Source organism: Mangrovivirga halotolerans, from assembly GCF_026241165.1.
Taxonomy (GTDB): domain Bacteria; phylum Bacteroidota; class Bacteroidia; order Cytophagales; family Cyclobacteriaceae; genus Mangrovivirga; species Mangrovivirga halotolerans.
This window is the reverse complement of record NZ_JAPFQN010000006.1, coordinates 533,845-553,186: the sequence shown is the minus strand read 5'-3', so window position 1 is coordinate 553,186 and position 19,342 is coordinate 533,845. Positions and strand designations below refer to the sequence as shown.

Here is a 19,342-nt window from a genome sequence, read left to right as displayed (position 1 = left end):
TTTTAATGGGAGTTTGTTTCTTTGTAAATGTTGTTTTCTTCTATGATCGTTAGTATTTGTTGCATTACTTCAATAAAAACCTCGAGCTTCTCGGGTGCAACCTCATCGTAAACTGCATAATTAAAAGCCTTAACTACTCTTTTAGACACTTCCTTTTTTTCCTGTCCTAACGATGTTAAAACTATTCTTACAGAACGCTTGTCGTGTTCATCCGGAACCCGTTCTATCAGTCCCTTTTCCTCCATACTTTTAAGCATTCGGGTGAGGCTTCGGGATTCTAGACCCATCAAAGGAGCAATTTTGGTTGCGGGCGTTCCTTTTTCCGAGTCAATATTCAACAATACGAATCCGATCGATGTCGTGATGTCTTCCTTTACCGCCTGATGGTTGTACATACGGGCTATCGCATGCCAGGCAGTCTTAATGTAGTAATCTACACTATCAGTTTTCTTCATGGGGGTTAATTTCAATAGTCTTCAAATATATAAAATTTTATTATGCATGCATAACATAATTAAAAATTTTTTTAGATTAAATTTTTGTTAAATCACCCCATTTAATATAAAGTATTGCCATAAGACCTGTGGGGGCAATATTATTTTGATTCCAAAAAAATTGCTTAATTAAGTAAGGAGTGGCTTTTTATCTTTTCCCGTATTTTAATTAACATTGAAGATGGTAGAAATTAGAGATGGTAAAATAGAAGACATTCCTCAGGTATACGATTTGGTTAATGAGCTTGCAGTTTATGAAAAAGCTCCTCATGAAGTTGACAATACAATTGAAGAAATGATAAGAGACGGATTCGGTGATAACCCTTCTTTTGGATTAATAGTCGCAGAAGATACTTCAACCAAAAAGATAATAGGGATTGTTATTCACTATATCAGATACAGTACCTGGAAAGGAAGATGCCTTTACCTGGAAGATTTGATTGTAACGGAAAAACGACGTGGTGAAGGTTATGGAATCAAGCTTTTTAATGCTTATGTTGAAAAAGGTCAGCAATTAGGAGTTAATCAACTAATGTGGCAAGTATTAGACTGGAATACTCCGGCAATTGAGTTTTATAAAAAACTTGGTGCTAATATTGAAACCGAATGGTATAACTGTAAACTTGAAAAGGATGGAATAAAAGACTTCTTTAATAACAAAGCCACCAAATAAGGTGGCTTTAAATTAATTTACTAATTGGGTCAGCTTCATCGCTACTCCCATATTTCCGTCAATTTTGATTTTTCCACTCATCACAGCCATCATCGGATTTAAGTTCCCGGTAATAAGCTTTTCAAAGTCGTTCAGTTTCATTTTAATGTTACAATCTGCTTCCTTGTCTTCATTAGTAACTTCCATTGGCTGCTGATCACCATCTACATGTATAACACCTTCGGGAAAAGTAAATTTGATTTTATTACCTAATGGCTCTGAAGATTTAGCTGCTTTTGATTGAATAAACTCGGTTGCTTTATTGAAATCCATCTTGTGTATTAATTATTTAAATGCACCACTAATTTAGTATGCATGTCGAATATTAGCTAATTCTACTCCAATTAAATACGTTTTTTTGCTGGGATTCGACTTGCTTTCGAATAAGGTAGTTTTCATTTAATGTCAGTTCAGGGTCTTTTTTCATAAGGCTCGAAGCTGCTTCTTTTGCCAATTGAACGATCTTGCCGTCTTTAGCCAGATCGGAAACAAGAAGGTCAAGGACTCCACTTTGCTGAGTACCCATTAGATCTCCCGGTCCTCTTAATTGTAAATCAACGTCTGCAATTTCAAATCCATCTGTTGTTCTCACCATTGTATCTAGTCTTTTTCTTGCTTCTTTACTTAATTTATATCCCGACATTAAGATACAATAACTCTGTTCTGCCCCGCGTCCTACCCTCCCTCTTAACTGGTGTAATTGAGCCAAACCAAATTTTTCCGCATTTTCAATTACCATCACTGTCGCGTTAGGCACATTTACTCCAACTTCTATCACTGTGGTAGCCACCATAATTCTTGTCTCTCCTTTTACGAAGCGCTGCATTTCAAAATCTTTATCAGCAGGTTTTTGCCGACCATGAACAATACTAATCTGGTAGTCCGGAAAAGCTCTTGATATACTTTCAAAACCATCCATTAGATCCTTGTAATCTAATTTCTCTGATTCTTCAATTAGCGGATATACAATGTAAACCTGTCTTCCGGCTTCTATTTCCTTTTTTAAAAAAGCATTTACCTTTAGGCGGTTTGCATCATATTGATGGAGTGTCTTGATTGGTTTTCTTCCTGCTGGCAATTCATCAATAGAAGAAATCTCCAGATCACCATACAAAGTCATTGCAAGGGTCCTCGGTATTGGAGTAGCTGTCATTACCAGAATATGAGGTACAGCTTTGGTGTTTTTCTGCCATAATTTAGCCCGTTGGGCAACTCCAAATCTATGTTGCTCATCGATAATTACCAGACCTAGATTTTTAAACTGAACAGTATCTTCAATTAAGGCGTGAGTACCGACTAAAATATTCAGCTCTCCAGACATAAGTTTATCATGGATCCTGGTTCGTTCACTTTTCTTTGTTGAGCCTGTAAGTTTCTCAATAGAAATGCCCAGCTCATCTGCGAAAGGTTTTAGTCCTCGGTAATGTTGATCTGCCAGGATTTCTGTGGGGGCCATTAGTGCACATTGTGCATTATTATCTATAGCCAATAATGCTGAAACAAAGGCAACAATTGTTTTTCCGCTTCCTACATCCCCTTGTAGTAACCTGTTCATTTGCTTACCGGATTTAAGATCCCGGTATATTTCTTTTATTACTCTTTTTTGTGCATTTGTCAGTTCAAAAGGCAGATGGTTTTCATAAAACTCCGTTAAAAGATTTGTTTTATCGAGTACCAGACCTTTGAAGGCATCCTGTCTATGTAGCTTGAGTTTCATCAACCTGAGCTGAATATAGAACAGCTCCTCGAACTTCAACCGGTAACGCGCTAACTGCAATTTATTCTGGTTAGCAGGAAAATGTATATGTCTGATACTTTCCGCCTTTCCCGGTAGTTTATAATCATTTCTTAATGTCTCAGGGAGAGTTTCAGGGACTTCATTTAACGCTCTTTGTAGTAAATTGCGAACAATCTTAGAAATACCTTTGCTATCAAGGTATTTTCGCCTTAGAAGCTCTGTGCTGCTATACACCGGTTGCAAACCTTTCTGTTTGCTTGCGGTAGCTTCTGGTTCAAACTCCGGATGCGCAATGCTTACCTTATTGCCATACCGTGCAACTTTCCCATACACAATATAGTTAATACCTGGTTTTAGTGTTTTCTTTACCCAATTTATCCCTTGAAACCATGTCAATTCCAGGTTTCCTGTATGATCTCTAAAATCTGCAGACAGTCTCTTTTTTCTTCCTTCACCTAGAGTATCAAAATATCGGATAGACCCTCTTAACTGGACTATTTCTCCTTCTTTATAATAACAATCGGAAACAGTATGAAAAACTGACCGGTCTTCATAACGAAATGGATAGTATTGAATGAGGTCTGCATAGGTGAATATTCCCAGCTCCTTACCTAGCATGGCAGCTTTCTGAGGCCCTACTCCTTTTATAAACTCAATGCTTGTTTGAAAAAATTTTGACATGCAACACTAAAAATTCTTTGCAGGTCATAAAATTACATCAAACATCGGATAATAAAAGTTTAAGATGTCCAAATAGATTAGATACGCACCACCTATAAAAAAATAAAAGCCAGTAATAATCAAATATTACTGGCTCTTACCTGAAAAGTGTTTTTACTTTATTTGTTATATATCATCCTCAAGGATTTCATCGAGATCAAACTTCTCTCCGGCTAAAGCCAGGTTTACGCTAAAGATCTGATCTGCCATGTGTTCAAGTCCCTGGTAAATATCACGGAATAAAATCCCGGTTTTTACTTCATATGTTGGGTCTTCGATAACACGCATTTGAGCTTTTCTCAGTTTCTTTCTGAGCTTATTAATTTCTTGCTCTTTCTTTCTGGCATCTTTAAGATCAATAGAAAACGTTCCTTTGTCCAGATTTTCAAGCATGATATCAAAAGCTTCTTCAACCAGAGAGGAAAGGTCATCCAGACGTTTATTTTGTTTGTCGTCTAGTTTTAATTTCTTCTTATATAGTCTATTAATATTCTTTGAAATATCAAGGATGCTATCTCCGATTCGCTCAAGATCATTAGCTACACTATGCATAATAACTACCTTTGCAGAAGTATCGGCATTTAACCTTCCCTCTGAAAGCTTTACCAAATATGCTGTGATTTCTTCTTCAAATGAATCAGTTGCTTCTTCGTATTTCTGAATTTTATTATACGCTCCTTCAAAATCAGCAGACCTTTTACTATGCCTTTGTACTTTAAGCTTGTTAAACATTTTTTTAGTCAACGCGCCAAATCTACTCAGCTCCTTGCTTACCTCTATCAGAGAAAGCTCCGGCGTACGCATAATATCAGAACCAATATATTCCAGTTTAAACTGATCATCTTCTTTATCCTCCGATCGAACAGGAACTAAACGAATTACTGTCTTTTCTATAAATGGTACAAACCAGATCAACAATAACGTGTTGATTATATTAAAACTGATATGGAATATTGTTAATGCCCATTTAACCGAACTAGCTTCTGTAAATGGAGAAGGTATTTGCATGTACTTGACAACAAAATAGTCAATCATATTTAGGAACGGGTGATACAGAGCCAACATCCAGAGTACTCCAAATATGTTGAAAATAAAGTGAGCCCGGGCTGCCCGCTTTGCATAGGAATTACCAACCATTGCAGCGATGTTAGCTGTAATAGTAGTACCGATATTTTCTCCTAAAACAAGAGCTGCCGCTACGTCAAACTCTATCCATCCCTGCTCACACATTATCAGCGTTATGGCCATAGCAGCACTGGAAGACTGAACTATAACGGTGATAAGTGTACCAATAAATACAAATATTATCACACTGGCATAACCCATGTCACTGATGTTCTGAATCCAGGCCAGCGCATCAGGATTGCTTTTAAGATCAGGCACATTTCCTTTTAGCATGTCTAATCCCATGAACAATAAACCAAAACCAAAAAGGAATTCTCCTAATGATTTCAGGTTGCTCTTTTTAGAGAACATTAACGGTAAACTCAAAGCGATTACCACTAGAGTATAATCTGAAACACTGAATTTCGAAAAGCCAAATACAGTAATTAAAACCGCGGTAATTGTCGTACCGATATTGGCACCCATAATTACACCAATAGCTTGTCTCAGGCTTAATAGTCCCGCATTTACGAAACTAACAATCATCACAGTTGTTGCAGAGGATGACTGAATAAGGCTGGTGGTGACAAATCCGGTCGCTACTCCTGCGAACCTATTAGTAGTCATGTAACCAAGAATGTTCTTTAGTTGATCACCAGCAAGGTTCTGAATACCCTCCGACATCACCTTCATACCATAAATAAAAATACCCAGAGAACCGAGTATGGCAAGTAAGTCTAAAATACCAAGTTGCATATCATTAAAATTTATTGGTGCAAATCTAATAAGAGAGTTTTAAAACATACCATTAAATAATTGTTAAGCAAAACTCGTTTGTTAACACTAGGTTAACATTGGCTTTATATTAATCGTAAAATCACTGATTATCAGCACTAAGAAAGAAAATTTATTTAACATTTTGATGATATATGCTCTAAACTAGAATTAATATGTTTACTCTATCTTTGCAGGCGAATATTCAATTATGATCAATGAATAACAGAAAGGTCCATATATATTACTCCATTATAATTACCAGCTTAATACTGTTTTTTATTACGCTGAATGTAATGGCTTCTTCTCTCAAGCTTTTGAGTCAGGAAACTATTAATTCATTGATTCAGGCCACCAGTAATCCTTTTATCGGACTTTTTATTGGATTAATTGCTACTGCTATTATTCAAAGTAGTTCTGCTGTAACAAGTATAATTGTTACCATGGTAGCAGCAGGCACTATTTCCTTTCAGAGTTCAATCCCAATTATTATGGGGGCAAATATTGGTACAACTCTGACAAGCACCTTGGTTTCACTAACCTTTGTTAATCAAAAAAACAAATTCAGAAGAGCTATAGCGGCCGGAACTGTACATGATATGTTTAATATCATAGTTACTGCTATATTGTTTCCTCTCGAAATCACTACGGGTTTTTTAAGTAATATAACAAGTTTTCTTTCAAACAAATTCAAGAGCCTAAGTTACAATTTTATCGATACTGATATTTCTTTTATTACTCATGAAACCAAAATTTCATCTGTAATCGTCGGATGGTTTGATAGTTACATCTTATTATCAATTCTTTCTTTTATAATTTTACTTATTACTATCAAGCTGCTTGCCAAGTATGGAAGCCTAGTGTTAATCGGAGAATCAAAAGAAAAAATGCAAAGATACTTTTTTACAAATCCCCTCAGGTCTTTTCTGTGGGGCACTGTAATCACAGCTGGTGTGCAAAGCAGTTCGGTAACGACTCCTTTGGTTGTTCCACTGGTAGCAACAAAAAAAATATCTATGAATCAGGGCTTTGCGTTTGTTATGGGTGCTAACATAGGCACAACTATTACAGCTCTTTTAGTAGCTATTTTTACTGGAGGCGCAGCAATTAATGTTGCTGTTGTTCATTTATTATTTAATTTATTCGGAGTCGTTTTATTTTTACCAAACAAGGCTTTTCGCCAAATCCCTGTAGTATTAGCAGAAAAATTAGGAAAGCTTACCGGCCAATATCGAATTGCAGGGTTTATTTATATAATTTTTATTTTCTTTTTACTTCCATACACTCTTATATACTTTTCCCAAAAGTCAGAGAACGGTATAACCAATAACAAAATTGGGTCATACCATGAACAAAGAGTTGACAACCAATAATTACAGGTCGAGGTCTTTCTTGCAGTCCCGAATAATTTTCATTAATATCAAGTAGAGTATAATATTGTGGGCTAACTTTATATAAAATAATCAACCGCCAACATGTACAAATCTCTTATTGAAGCATTCAATCGATTTATAGAAAATAAGGTTGAGCTTGTTAAGCTTGATATTGAGCAAAGAATAGCACTGCTTATTACGCATGCTGTTGCGATCATGTTTTTTATCGGGATGCTCTCTTTATTTATAGTTTTTGTTAGTATTCTACTGGCATTGGCCATATCAAAGTGGGCCGAAAGTTTACTAATTGGCTTTGGCTCGGTTAGCATTATTTATGCTATACTTGCTGTAGCAGCATATTTCATTTCTCAGTCTCCTTCTTTTAAGAAAAAATTAAGGGACAGAATGGTTGAATTATTTGACAGTAATATTTAAAAAATATGGATAGTGATAAAAAAAAGGAACAGTTAAAAAATAACTCTGATTACTACCGTTATTTAATGGAAGAAGAACTAGATGATATAATGGAAGAAGCAGAAGTATGGGGAAAAAGAGCCCTTATTGCTGGTGGAGCTGTTTTAACTGCATATCTTACGTATAAATTACTTAAAGGTAAAAAAGATTCTGATGAGGAAACTTCCGAAGAGGAAACTGATTCTGCTAAAGTTGTAAAAGTTGACAAGAAGGTTAAAAAAGACGATTTTTCCATTTGGAAAGCAATGAAATATCAGGCTGGTATTTTTGCCCTTGCTTTGGCAAAAGAAAAAATCAATGAGTTCCTGGAGAATAATTCAGAAGAATCAGATAAAGCTGTATCCAAAAACAATAATGAATAATAGGGAATTATATAAAGACCTCACCGAAAAAACTAAAAAAGGCACTAAGTCATTTGCTGTTTTAATCGATCCGGATAAAATTGATTCATCTGTCAGGCTTAATAAGCTTATCATGATGGCGGTCGAAAACAAAGTTGATTACTTTTTTATCGGTGGAAGTCTCATGATGCACCAAAACTTATCCTGGGTAGTTTCTGCTATTAAAGAAGGATCTAATATTCCTGTTATTTTATTTCCAGGTAACAATCTTCAACTCGACCCACATGCTGATGGCCTTTTATTGCTTTCATTGATTTCCGGAAGAAATCCGGAATTACTCATTGGGCAACATGTTTTAGTTGCCCCTGTGTTGAAAAAGAGTAAAATAGAAATTATCAGTACTGGTTACATGCTTATTCATAGTGGAAAACCGACTGCTGCTGGCTACATGAGTCACAGTCAGCCTATACCTTCTGACAAGCCGGATATCGCAGCAAGTACGGCTATGGCTGGAGAACTACTTGGACAAAAAGTAATATACATGGATGGTGGAAGCGGCGCAGAAAAACCAATACCTCCTCGCATGATCAAAATGGTTAAAAAATCAATTGAAATTCCTTTAATTGTCGGTGGTGGAATAACCAATAAAGAAAAAGCTTTGCAATGCATAGAATCAGGTGCAGACGTAGTAGTCGTTGGCAATGGGATAGAAAAAAACCCCGGCCTGATGACCGAGGTTGCTAATATTGTAGAACGTTATAATCAATCCTTAAACGTTCATAACTGATTCTCTTCTTCTCATTTTACCTGCAGGAATTCCGAACATCATTTTAAATCTTCGGCAGAAATAAGCTGTGTCTTTATATCCAACTTCCTTACCTATTTCACGAATGCTCTTCTTAGTCGTTCTCAATAAGTTGACAGCCTGTTCCATTCGCTGGTACTCAATATAATCCTGAGGATTAATACCTGTCAGCATTTTAAAGTACTGTCCAACATAATCTTCAGAGACATTTGCAACACCTGCTAATACTCTGTTAGACAGGTCTCCACCAATGTTCTCTTTAATAAAAGCGAAGATATCCAAAAGTCGCGGATCCTTGAAATAAGTTACATTTGTCGCTAATTGCTCAATAAATAACTCATTTCTGAAAATATATCTAATAACCTCTACTACAAGAAGATCTGTATTAACCTTGATCAGGCGATCTCTTCCCGGGAGTTCATTGCTTTGTTCTTCAATGATCTCTTCAATCAGATTAGATAATTTCTCATCATTCCTGATGATAAAAGGAGGAATATCAAGAGAAGCGAAAAAATTAACTGAGTCAAATACCTTAGCAGTGAAACTAATACTGCTAAAATAAGTGTCATCGCTATTTGACGGTGAAAATAAATCGCGTCCTGATTTTAAGTAATTCTCCTTTAAGTTTAAAAAGTCATCACTTTTAACCTGATCAGCAGGTTGTGGACCATACGTTATCGGAACTCCTTTACCGCCGGGTACGAAAAGTATCTCTCCTTCTCTAAGAGTTTCTATTTCATCTTCCCCAAACGAAATTTCACCATGACGTAGTTTTAAAATCGTATTCTCTACATCGTACAAATTTTTCACAGTAACAGATCTAAGTACTTCAATGTTTTTAGCACTTAAAAACTTTACCGATAACGATTCAATAATCTTATTATAATCCTCCATAAGCCCTGAAAAGGCGGCGTTATAATCCGCCTTTGATTGTATCTATTAAAAAATTCAGCACCAAAGTAAAAAAAATACTTGAACTCTCAAATTGTAATTTCCCAGATTAATGCGTCATGTAAGAAAACAATGAAAGTTATAATTGTACTTTATCATTATTTAAGCACATCTCGGGCAATAACGATCTTTTGAATTTCCGAAGTCCCTTCATAGATCTGTGTAATTTTTGCATCCCGCATTAACCTTTCTACGTGGTACTCTTTAACATAACCGTATCCTCCGTGTACCTGTACGGCTTCAACTGTTACATCCATAGCCACCTGAGAGGCATACAATTTGGCCATTGCAGCAGCTCTGGCATAATTCTGACCCTGATCTTTCTGGTAAGCTGCTTCAAGACACATCCATCTTGCAGCATTTATTGTAGTTGCCATGTCGGCAATCTTAAATTGAATTGCCTGATGTTTTGCTATTTCCTTACCGAAAGCTTTGCGTTCTTTTGCATACTTCATTGATAGTTCATATGCTCCTGAAGCAATACCAAGAGCTTGAGAAGCAATACCGATTCTTCCTCCATCAAGTGTCGACATAGCAAATTTGAAACCAAACCCGTCTTCTCCAATTCTGTTTTCTTTAGGAACTTTTACATCCTGGAACATCAAAGAGTGTGTGTCAGAACCTCTGATACCTAATTTATCTTCCTTTTTTCCTACAGTAAATCCGTCCATGCCTTTTTCAACAATAAGGCAATTGATACCTTTATGTCCAAGTTCCGGATTAGTCTGTGCCATTACGAGATAAACAGATGCATTACCACCATTTGTGATCCAGTTTTTTGTTCCATTAAGAAGGTAATAATCACCCTTATCTTCCGCAGTAGTTCTTTGTGAAGTTGCGTCAGAACCTGCTTCAGGCTCAGAAAGACAAAAAGCTCCGATTATTTCTCCGGATGCAAGTGGCTTTAAATATTTTTCCTTTTGTTCTTCAGATCCATATTTTTCAAGTCCCCAGCATACAAGAGAGTTATTTACAGACATAATAACACTTGCTGAAGCATCAACTTTGGAGATTTCTTCCATTGCAAGGACATATGAAATAGTATCCATACCTCCTCCATTATACTTAGGATCAACCATCATTCCTAGAAATCCGAGTTCACCCATTTTTTTAACCTGCTCTGCAGGAAATTCCTGATTTGTATCTCTTTCTATTACACCAGGTAATAAATCGTTTTGTGCGAAATCACGTGCTGCGTCTCTTACAGCTAGTTGTTCTTCAGTAAATTGTAGTTGCATTCGTACTTAAGATTAATGTTCTATATTGAAGGGTAGCGAATTTAATACTTTTAATCTCTTGAACCCAAAAATAATGAAATATAATACATCAAAGTGACCAGAGAAGCTATTGCTGCAACTACATAAGTCATTGCCGCCCACTTTAGAGCATCCTTTGCCATACCATATTCTGATGTTGTAACAATGTTTCGGTTTTTTACCCAGGCTAATGCTCTTTTACTTGCATCAAACTCTACCGGTAGAGTAACAAGAGAAAAAAGAGTCATCACACTATAAGCCCCGATGATGATTAATAAAATGCTTTGGAAGGGAAAGCTGTTGAATAAAAATGCCCCTCCAAAAATGGATGCAATCACCACTATATTAAGGATTTTAGCACTTACATTTTGAATCGGAACCAATGCGGACCGGACTTTTAGCATGCTATAAGCATTCGCATGTTGTACTGCATGCCCGCATTCGTGAGAAGCTACTGCTGCTGATGCTGCGCTATTGCCATGATAAACTGCTTCACTAAGATTTACTGTTTTATGAGCAGGATTATAGTGATCAGTTAATTCTCCCTGTACACAAGTTACTTTAACATCGTGAATGTTATTATCAGCCAGCATAAGTCTGGCAACCTCGGCACCTGTAAGTCCGTTTTGAAGGCCGATCTTCGAATATTTTTTAAACTTTGATTTCAGCTTTTGGCTTACTGCAAAGCTTATAATACCAAAAACGATAAAAATTATCCAAATCATTTTTTTATGTGTTTAAAGTCTTTTAATTTTTTCAATAATGTTGGTGGTTGAAAACCCTTCTACCAAATCAATAGTCTCAACCGTACCACCCTTTTCAATTACGAAATCTGCTCCTACAATGTTGCTGATATTGTAATCTGCTCCTTTAATTAATGTCGTTGGCTTTAGTGCCATTATTAATTCAAGAGGAGTATCTTCTTCAAAGAAAATAACCATATCCACAAATCCGAGCGCAGCTAAGACTCTGGCCCGGGCATCCTGGTTTACTATGGGTCTTTCTTTACCCTTAATATTCCTTACACTGGAATCAGAATTTAACCCAATAATGAGTTTGTCTCCTTTTTCTGAGGCTTTTTCAAGGTATTCGACATGACCAGCATGAATCAGATCAAAACAACCATTTGTAAAAACCACTTTATCGCCTGCTTTTTTCCAATCTGAAACAATTTTTGAGGCTTTATTCCGATCTGACAGTATTTTCTTCGACGACTTCGTTGACATTTTTTCTGTGAATTTTAATCTGGGCATAAATTAAACTGACAAAACCTGCCAGAATGGTCACCAAAGTTAAAAAAGAATGGAATATAAAAGTAAACCCTTTTGCTTCACTTTGATCAATTTGATAAAGTATTGATAATCCAAGCGGCACGAGCACGTGGTAAGATCCAATGCCCCCGGGAAGAGGTAAAGTCATCGCTATACCACCAATAGTAAATACAGATAATGCTGCTACAAGACCTAACTGATTAGTTTCCGGAAATGCTTTCATTACAGCATAGGTCATTAAATAATATAAAACCCAGATCAGTATACTATAAATAATAAACAGCCCTCTCTTCTCCAGTCTTAAAATAGAACCTATTCCATCCCTGATACCAATCATCAAATTCTTGATTTTCGCTGCCACTTTATTATAAAAATCAGGCTTAACTTTTTTTACCAGAAAAGTCAGTAAAATTATAAAAGCAACACTTGCCAGAGCAATAAATAAAAGGGTTGATGAAAAAGAATTACCTACCCCTACATATTCAAGAATTTTGCTCTCTTTTATAAAGAATAATAGTTTTTCAAACTCTATGAAGAACGAAGTTCCGATCAGTAAAAGAAGAAAGACTAAATCAGCAGCCCTTTCTGCAATCACAGTTCCAATTGAAACATTAACCGGAACTTTTTCTAATTTATTAAGCATGTAACACCGATATAATTCACCTCCTCTTGGTATCAGGAGGTTTACGATATATCCGGACATGACCGAATGATAACTATTCGAAAAAGAAATTTTATAATTGAGTGGTGCATTCAATAATTTCCATCTTTCGGCCCTGATCATGTGGCTCAAAAGAATCAAACCTCCGGAAAGAAATAAAGGAAGCTTATTAGTTTCCTGCCATAAACTCCAGATATAATCTGATTTAGACTGACCTGGGGCTGTTTCTATTGTATCATAGCTCAAATAAAAGAGCAGCCCTGCCAGACCAAATGATACCAGCAGATTAATAAAAAATTTTATTCGTTGCTTAGTCAATCCTAATTAGCCTTATTGTTATGATCAGGGAAAACCAGAACAGGTTTGTGGTCTTTTGCTTCTTCAAAAGGGAGAATACAATAGGAAATAATAATAATAATATCACCTACCTGGACTTTTCTTGCTGCCGGACCATTTAAGCATATTTCGCCGGTCCCTCTTTTACCTTTAATTACGTATGTTTCCAGCCTTTCGCCATTATTTATATTAACGATCTGTACTTTTTCGTTTTCAATCAGGTTTGCAGCATCCATCAAATCTTCATCCACAGTAATACTTCCCACGTAGTGAAGTTCTGCCTGTGTCACTTTTACTCTGTGAATTTTTGATTTAAGTACTTCGAGTTGCATGTCGTTTAATTATCAATTACAATATTATCTATAAGCCTGACATCTCCAACATAAGCCGCTACACAAAAAGCCACCTGGCTGTTCAGGTCTTCACGAGAATTAACGATTTCAAACGCTTCTGGTTCAACCGCTTCAAAATATTCTAGTTTCAGAGAGCCAAAATTGCCAAAATTTTCTTTAACTGCACTCTTTATTTTAGCTAATTCTTCACCTTTTTCCCACATTTGACGTGCAAAGTTCAAATTTTTAATGAGCTGAAGGGCCTGATCTCTTTCTTTTGAGTCAAGTCTTACATTTCTACTGGACATAGCCAGCCCGCTTTCTTCCCTGACCGTATCCACTCCTTTTATATCAATTTGATAATTAAGAGATAAAACCATCTTCTTTATTAATTGCAGTTGTTGAAGGTCTTTATTTCCGAATAGACCAATATCCGGCCTGATGATATTAAATAATTTACTAACGATTTGTAGTACGCCTTTAAAATGACCCGGCCTGAATGATCCTTCCAGAATTTCAGCAGACGGCCCGGGATTGATAGTTATATTGTATTTATTATTATAGATTTCTTCGCTTGAAGGCATAAAAAGAACATCACACCCGGCTTCGTGCAGGGCTTCAATGTCTTTTTCAGGAGTTCTGGGATATTTTAAAAGGTCATTCGGGTCGTTAAACTGAGTAGGGTTAACAAAAATACTGGCTATTGTCAGGTCAGAATGTTTTTTTGACTCTTTAATTAAAGAGACATGACCTTGATGCAGTGCCCCCATTGTCGGAACAAATCCGAGGGTCAGGTTTTTAGGCTGAGCCTTCCACCATTTGCTATATGTCTCAATCGATGAAAATACCTCCATTTAAATTTGCTTTGGCATAATAAGCCGCAAATTTACGTGAACTTAATAATTTATTTGAAAAACAACAGAAAAAAATGTATTTTTGTGTTTTGAAAAGAAAAAAACCATCCTTGAATACAAATATGTCGAAGCTAAGAATCCTTTATGTTGCAAGCGAAATCAATCCTTTTTTACAAACCTCAAAAGTAGCTGACTTTGTCAGAAAACTTCCTCAGGCAATGCAGGAAAGAGGAATGGAGATCAGGATTTTGGTACCAAGATTTGGGACAATCAATGAAAGAAAGAACAGATTACACGAAGTTGTAAGATTGTCCGGGATTAACATCTCTATCGGCGACGAAGAAAAACCACTAGTTATAAAAGTGGCTTCAATTCCAAATGCAAAACTTCAAGTTTATTTTATAGACAACGAAGACTATTTTCATAGAAAGAGCGTTTTCCATGACAAGCAGGAGAAGTTCTTTGAAGATAACGATGAAAGAGCAATCTTTTTCTGCAAAGGTGTGTTGGAAACAGTAAAAAAACTTGGTTGGGCTCCAGATATTGTTCACTGCAATGACTGGATCACAAGTTTAATTCCAATGTATTTGAAAACAACTTATAAAAATGATCCTATTTTTAGCGGTGCAAAAAGTGTTTTCACAATTTATAACAATAACTTTACGCATAAATTTGGTGAAGACCTTGTTGAAAAAGCCAGGATGATTGATATTGACGACGAAAAATTAAAGCATCTAAAAACGGGTGATCTTGCCGGCTTCATAAAAACCGGAATTACCTATGCTGACGTCGTGATAAAAGCAGAGGAAAATTATAATGAAGAACTCAAAAAACTTTTTGAATCTGAAAACATTAAAGAAATCAATAACGAGGAGACTCTCATTGAGTCATACTATGATCTTTACAATGAACTTGCAGTTTAATAAAACCTTTTTCACAAAAGGGCCGGCATTATTATGTCTGGCCCTTTTGTTTTTTTCGGCTTGTGAAGACCCTACAGAAGTGGGTCTTGAAATTGACCAGAACATCGGAAGGCTTCAAACCTTGGTCAGAAATATTGATCTTGATATCAAGCAGGTACAAGTTGATTCAGTGATTTCAAGCAGAAGCCTGGAAACTCCGGTAGGATCATATACTGATCCTGAATTTGGAACAGTTGAGTCTATAGGATATTATAGTCCTAACCCTCCTGAGGTTTCAACCTTTGAAGACAGGTTTGATGAGACTTCTGTTTTGGATTCCATTAAAATGTTTGTGCCTGTTTCAAAAAAGCTAAACCCTAAAAACAATCTGCCGGGAAGATTTTCGGTTCATGAACTTACTGAAGTTTATCCTGACAGAGAATACCGGTATACTTTTGATCATCTTACTTATGATCCAACTATTCTTGGTGATACGGTGGTAGTTGAAGAAAGAGATAGTCTGGAAACAATCACTTCGCTAAATCTTACTTTTAACCTGTCTAATGATTTTGGTCAAAAGATTTTTGATGAAGCAATTAAAAAGGAAAGTGGTGCTTTTGGAGACACTACTGCTTTTAAAAACTTTTTAAAAGGAATTGCTATTGTACCAGATGAAATTGACAACTCTGCGTATTATATCAATAATACTGCCAGTCCAAGAATTACTCTTTACTTCAGGGAAAATGCACAAGACACTACATCTGAAGCTTTTACGGTATATCTTACCACTCAAACATTCGGGGATTACCATAATGCATTAAATATAGATAGAAGTGGCACAGATTTATCTACAATTCCTCCCTTTGATGTTTATGAAAGTGATCTCATAAACGATAAAGTATTCGTTCAGCCAATAACCGGACTGACCGCAAAGCTTGACCTGAGTGATTATAGAAGTTTTGTTGACAGTCTTAACAGTACGGATATTGTCGGGTTTCAAATAAACCATGCCGAAATCGCTATTATGGATGTTCCGAGTAAGGAAGACGAAGAAGATGAAGGTAGGATTGCTCCTCCGGAAGAGGCATACTTGTATTATACAAGCAACAGTAATAATTTGTTTTTCAGTGACGTGGACTCTACACTAATAAGGCCTTTGGGTGTCTTAGAGGAACAAGCATATGAAGTGCTTGTGTTTAATGCTCCATATCAGGGAACACCAACATTAGGAGGACAGGAAATAGATAACCTGTTTGCTCCTGTAGGCCCAGTATCATATGTTGAGGGTGATTATAAAAAACTAATGACTATGTTTTTACAAGCGGAGTCTCAGGACCTTACGCCTGAATATAATCTTCTTTTATTTGGGTCACCATTTCAACGCGTAAATCTTTTTAACCGAATTGTAACCACCGGGTCAAAAGTTCAGTTGAAAGTATATTATAGTATATTACAGGAATAAAATTATAATAACTTTACTATGTGCGGAATAGTCGCTTATGTTGGAGAACGAGAAGCAGCTCCTGTTATTATTAAAGGATTAAAAAGGCTTGAATATCGAGGATATGACAGCGCCGGAATTGCCCTTGCAAAAAACGGAGAGCTTAACGTATATAAAAAACAAGGTAAAGTAGCTGACCTTGAAAACTTTGCCGCTGGCGAAGATTTGAGTGGTAATATAGGTATTGGTCATACACGGTGGGCCACACACGGCGAACCAAATGATGTCAATGCGCATCCACATACTGACAGCACAGGCTCTCTTGCTATGATTCACAACGGTATCATAGAAAACTATGATTCACTAAAAAAAGATCTTTTAAGCAAAGGGCATATTTTTAAATCTGAAACAGACTCAGAGGTTTTTCTTCATTTCATTGAAGATATAAGAAACCGAGAAGGATGTTCGCTGGTAGAAGCTGTTAGGCTTGCACTCAGTAAGGTAGTTGGTGCTTATGCAATTGTGCTAATGGATAAAAATAATCCCGGGCAATTAATAGCGGCACGAAAAGGAAGCCCTTTGGTAATTGGAGTTGGTGAAAATGAGTTTTTTCTTGCTTCAGATGCTACTCCGATCGTAGAATACACTAATGAGGTTGTATATCTGAATGATCAGGAAATTGCTGTTATCAATGATGGTGAACTAAACATCCGTAATATTGAGGATATCCCTTTGACGCCCTATATTCAAACATTGGATATGGAGCTTGAAGCAATAGAAAAAGGTGGTTTTGAGCATTTCATGTTAAAAGAAATATTTGAACAGCCGAAATCTATTGCAGATTGTATGCGCGGTCGACTTAAAGCAGACTCAGGACATCTTGTTTTAGGGGGTATAAGGGAATATGCGCATAAGCTTGATAAAGCTGAAAGAATTATAATCGTCGCTTGCGGAACTTCATGGCATGCAGGCCTCGTGGCAGAATATATTTTTGAAGACTGGTGCAGAATTCCTGTAGAAGTTGAATATGCTTCGGAATTCAGATATCGAAATCCTATCATTAATGAAGGGGATATTGTAATTGCTATTAGTCAATCAGGAGAAACTGCGGATACTTTAGCTGCAATCGAACTTGCTAAATCTAAAGGAGCAATCATTTTTGGTGTTTGTAACGTCGTTGGTTCGAGTATTGCCCGATTAACACATGAAGGCGCCTATACTCATGCCGGACCAGAAATTGGAGTTGCCAGTACAAAAGCATTTACTGCTCAATTAACTGTGCTTGGAATGATGGCTCTGAAGTTAGGATTAAGAAGAGGCACCCTCAAAGAAAGTAGATTCCACGAACTTTTAGTGGAATTAGAGAGCATCCCAACAAAGGTTGAAAAAGCTTTAAAGACGGACTCCTTGATAAAAAAGATTTCTGAAAAATTTAAAGACTCTAAAAACTTCCTTTACCTGGGGAGAGGATATAATTTCCCGGTTGCTTTGGAAGGAGCGTTAAAGCTTAAGGAAATATCATATATTCATGCTGAGGGTTATCCTGCTGCTGAAATGAAGCATGGACCTATCGCCCTTATTGATGAAGAAATGCCTGTTGTTTTCATCGCTACTCAGGATAGTAGTTATGAAAAAATAGTTTCAAATATCCAGGAAGTTAAAGCAAGAAAAGGTAAAGTTATTGCTATCGTAACCGAAGGGGATGAAATTATTCCTCAGATGGCAGATTATACTATTGAAGTTCCAGCTACAACTGAAGAACTTATGCCTTTAGTTTCTGTTATTCCATTACAATTATTAAGCTATCATATTGCTGTAATGAGAGATTGTAATGTCGATCAGCCAAGAAATCTTGCAAAATCAGTTACTGTAGAATAGATAATTATGGCAAAACAAATTATACACTCTAAAGATGCTCCTGAGGCCATTGGTCCTTATAGTCAGGCTGTATTGGTTAACGGAATGCTTTTCGTATCAGGTCAGATTGCTATCGACAGGGCATCCGGTGAAATTCTTGATGACAATATTACTCAGGAAACTCATCAGGTTATGAAAAACCTTGAAGCCATTTTATCTGAAGCTGACATGAGCTTCGATAATATTGTTAAATGTTCAATCTTTATTAAAGATATGGGGCAATTCAGTGATATAAATGAATGCTATGCTGCTTATTTTAAAGGAGCCCCCCCTGCCAGGGAAACGGTCGAGGTAGCAAGGTTGCCAAAAGACGTTAATGTTGAAATATCTTGTATTGCAGTTAAGTAATGGGCATTTTTCCAGCTAAAAATGAAACTCTGGTGTCTTCATATAACATTGAAGAGGTAGTTTCAATACTTAATAAAAGAACACATAACTTAAAATATGAAGAGGTAGATGGTTCATCTGCCTCTTTTCTGTTTCAAGGCATAATCGGAAAAAACACCTTCCGAATAAGTAAAAAAACAGTAAAGCCGGAAAATTTTAATCCTATTATAATCGGAAAAATTGAGGCAACTTCACAGGGTAGTATTTTATTTCTGAAATACAGATTAATGCCATCAACAAAAATGTTTTTTGCATTTTGGACAACCATGGCCCTTGCTTTAGGATTTTATTTTTTATTCGCAAAAGAAAACATTCTACATGCAGGCTTTGCTTTTCTTTTAGGTCTTGGTAATTATCTGATCACCCTGGTGAATTTTAATATGCATTCGCAAAAAGCCAGAAAAGCTCTGTCCAGAGTATTGAATGACAAGAGTATTCATTAGGGTAATTAACAAGGTTCTGTTAATTTTGTAGCCCTGAAATTTGATATAAATATATT

21 protein-coding genes are annotated in these 19,342 nt (G+C 36.3%); 10 read left to right on the top strand and 11 right to left on the bottom strand.

The window, feature by feature from the left end; genetic code table 11:
• Nucleotides 1-2: 2 nt before the first annotated feature.
• Nucleotides 3-455: a MarR family winged helix-turn-helix transcriptional regulator gene (locus tag OO013_RS13320; RefSeq protein ID WP_266057373.1), complete on the bottom strand. Its 453-nt coding sequence runs from the start codon at nucleotides 453-455 to the stop codon at nucleotides 3-5.
• A gap of 220 nt (nucleotides 456-675) precedes the next feature.
• Between OO013_RS13320 and OO013_RS13315 the strand changes: the two genes are divergently transcribed.
• Nucleotides 676-1,167: a GNAT family N-acetyltransferase gene (locus OO013_RS13315; RefSeq protein WP_266057372.1), complete on the top strand. Its 492-nt coding sequence runs from the start codon at nucleotides 676-678 to the stop codon at nucleotides 1,165-1,167.
• A 12-nt stretch (nucleotides 1,168-1,179) separates the two neighbouring features.
• Here OO013_RS13315 and OO013_RS13310 read toward each other — a convergent pair whose 3' ends face one another.
• The 3 genes from OO013_RS13310 to OO013_RS13300 form a co-directional block, all read right to left on the bottom strand.
• Complete coding sequence (locus OO013_RS13310) at nucleotides 1,180-1,479, bottom strand: SCP2 sterol-binding domain-containing protein (protein ID WP_137089288.1); 300 nt, start codon at nucleotides 1,477-1,479, stop codon at nucleotides 1,180-1,182.
• A 52-nt stretch (nucleotides 1,480-1,531) separates the two neighbouring features.
• Entirely contained in the window at nucleotides 1,532-3,625 is a 2,094-nt protein-coding gene (gene recG, locus OO013_RS13305) for an ATP-dependent DNA helicase RecG (RefSeq protein ID WP_266057371.1), read from the bottom strand.
• 165 nt (nucleotides 3,626-3,790) lie between these two features.
• Nucleotides 3,791-5,524: a Na/Pi cotransporter family protein gene (locus tag OO013_RS13300; RefSeq protein ID WP_266057369.1), complete on the bottom strand. Its 1,734-nt coding sequence runs from the start codon at nucleotides 5,522-5,524 to the stop codon at nucleotides 3,791-3,793.
• Between the two features lie 236 nt (nucleotides 5,525-5,760).
• Here OO013_RS13300 and OO013_RS13295 point away from each other — a divergent pair, with 236 nt between their 5' ends.
• The 4 genes from OO013_RS13295 to OO013_RS13280 all read left to right on the top strand — a co-directional run bounded on the left by OO013_RS13295 (nucleotide 5,761) and on the right by OO013_RS13280 (nucleotide 8,517).
• A complete protein-coding gene (locus OO013_RS13295) occupies nucleotides 5,761-6,915 on the top strand; it encodes a Na/Pi symporter (protein ID WP_266057366.1) in 1,155 nt (384 codons plus the stop codon).
• A gap of 102 nt (nucleotides 6,916-7,017) precedes the next feature.
• Nucleotides 7,018-7,350, top strand: coding sequence for a phage holin family protein (locus OO013_RS13290; protein WP_266057365.1), 333 nt, complete (start codon nucleotides 7,018-7,020; stop codon nucleotides 7,348-7,350).
• A gap of 5 nt (nucleotides 7,351-7,355) precedes the next feature.
• Complete coding sequence (locus tag OO013_RS13285) at nucleotides 7,356-7,751, top strand: hypothetical protein (RefSeq protein WP_266057364.1); 396 nt, start codon at nucleotides 7,356-7,358, stop codon at nucleotides 7,749-7,751.
• Nucleotides 7,744-8,517, top strand: coding sequence for a phosphoglycerol geranylgeranyltransferase (locus OO013_RS13280; RefSeq protein ID WP_266057363.1), 774 nt, complete (start codon nucleotides 7,744-7,746; stop codon nucleotides 8,515-8,517). The genes OO013_RS13285 and OO013_RS13280 overlap by 8 nt, the downstream gene beginning before the upstream one ends.
• Here the strand turns inward: OO013_RS13280 and OO013_RS13275 are convergent.
• The 7 genes from OO013_RS13275 to panC all read right to left on the bottom strand — a co-directional run bounded on the left by OO013_RS13275 (nucleotide 8,500) and on the right by panC (nucleotide 14,196).
• Nucleotides 8,500-9,429, bottom strand: a complete 930-nt coding sequence (locus OO013_RS13275; protein ID WP_266057362.1) for a helix-turn-helix domain-containing protein — start codon at nucleotides 9,427-9,429, stop codon at nucleotides 8,500-8,502. The two genes, OO013_RS13280 and OO013_RS13275, sit on opposite strands and share 18 nt — an antisense overlap.
• A gap of 155 nt (nucleotides 9,430-9,584) precedes the next feature.
• Nucleotides 9,585-10,724, bottom strand: a complete 1,140-nt coding sequence (locus OO013_RS13270; protein WP_266057361.1) for an acyl-CoA dehydrogenase — start codon at nucleotides 10,722-10,724, stop codon at nucleotides 9,585-9,587.
• Nucleotides 10,725-10,774: 50 nt separating this feature from the next.
• Nucleotides 10,775-11,467: a zinc metallopeptidase gene (locus OO013_RS13265; protein ID WP_266057358.1), complete on the bottom strand. Its 693-nt coding sequence runs from the start codon at nucleotides 11,465-11,467 to the stop codon at nucleotides 10,775-10,777.
• Nucleotides 11,468-11,479: 12 nt separating this feature from the next.
• Nucleotides 11,480-11,968 carry a D-glycero-beta-D-manno-heptose 1-phosphate adenylyltransferase gene (rfaE2, locus tag OO013_RS13260; RefSeq protein ID WP_266057356.1) on the bottom strand — a complete coding sequence of 163 codons (489 nt, stop codon included), beginning with the start codon at nucleotides 11,966-11,968 and terminating at the stop codon, nucleotides 11,480-11,482.
• Nucleotides 11,925-12,992, bottom strand: a complete 1,068-nt coding sequence (locus OO013_RS13255) for a lysylphosphatidylglycerol synthase transmembrane domain-containing protein (RefSeq protein WP_266057354.1) — start codon at nucleotides 12,990-12,992, stop codon at nucleotides 11,925-11,927. Before OO013_RS13255 ends, rfaE2 begins: the two co-directional genes overlap by 44 nt.
• Nucleotides 12,993-12,994: 2 nt before the next feature.
• The gene (gene panD, locus OO013_RS13250) at nucleotides 12,995-13,342 is read right to left on the bottom strand and encodes an aspartate 1-decarboxylase (protein WP_137089275.1); all 348 of its coding nucleotides are present in this window, start codon (nucleotides 13,340-13,342) and stop codon (nucleotides 12,995-12,997) included.
• A gap of 5 nt (nucleotides 13,343-13,347) precedes the next feature.
• Entirely contained in the window at nucleotides 13,348-14,196 is an 849-nt protein-coding gene (gene panC, locus OO013_RS13245) for a pantoate--beta-alanine ligase (protein ID WP_266057350.1), read from the bottom strand.
• Nucleotides 14,197-14,318: 122 nt separating this feature from the next.
• On the opposite strand from panC, the gene OO013_RS13240 reads away from it, so the two are divergent.
• From OO013_RS13240 to OO013_RS13220, 5 genes are read left to right on the top strand one after another with little or no spacing between them, the layout of a single operon-like run.
• Complete coding sequence (locus OO013_RS13240) at nucleotides 14,319-15,119, top strand: glycogen/starch synthase (RefSeq protein ID WP_266057348.1); 801 nt, start codon at nucleotides 14,319-14,321, stop codon at nucleotides 15,117-15,119.
• Entirely contained in the window at nucleotides 15,091-16,560 is a 1,470-nt protein-coding gene (locus OO013_RS13235) for a DUF4270 family protein (protein ID WP_266057347.1), read from the top strand. The genes OO013_RS13240 and OO013_RS13235 overlap by 29 nt, the downstream gene beginning before the upstream one ends.
• A gap of 18 nt (nucleotides 16,561-16,578) precedes the next feature.
• Nucleotides 16,579-18,417, top strand: coding sequence for a glutamine--fructose-6-phosphate transaminase (isomerizing) (glmS, locus tag OO013_RS13230; RefSeq protein ID WP_266057346.1), 1,839 nt, complete (start codon nucleotides 16,579-16,581; stop codon nucleotides 18,415-18,417).
• Between the two features lie 6 nt (nucleotides 18,418-18,423).
• Nucleotides 18,424-18,804, top strand: a complete 381-nt coding sequence (locus tag OO013_RS13225; protein WP_266057345.1) for a RidA family protein — start codon at nucleotides 18,424-18,426, stop codon at nucleotides 18,802-18,804.
• On the top strand, nucleotides 18,804-19,286 hold the full coding sequence (locus tag OO013_RS13220) for a hypothetical protein (protein WP_266057344.1): 483 nt from the start codon (nucleotides 18,804-18,806) through the stop codon (nucleotides 19,284-19,286). Before OO013_RS13225 ends, OO013_RS13220 begins: the two co-directional genes overlap by 1 nt.
• The last annotated feature ends 56 nt before the right edge of the window (nucleotides 19,287-19,342 follow it).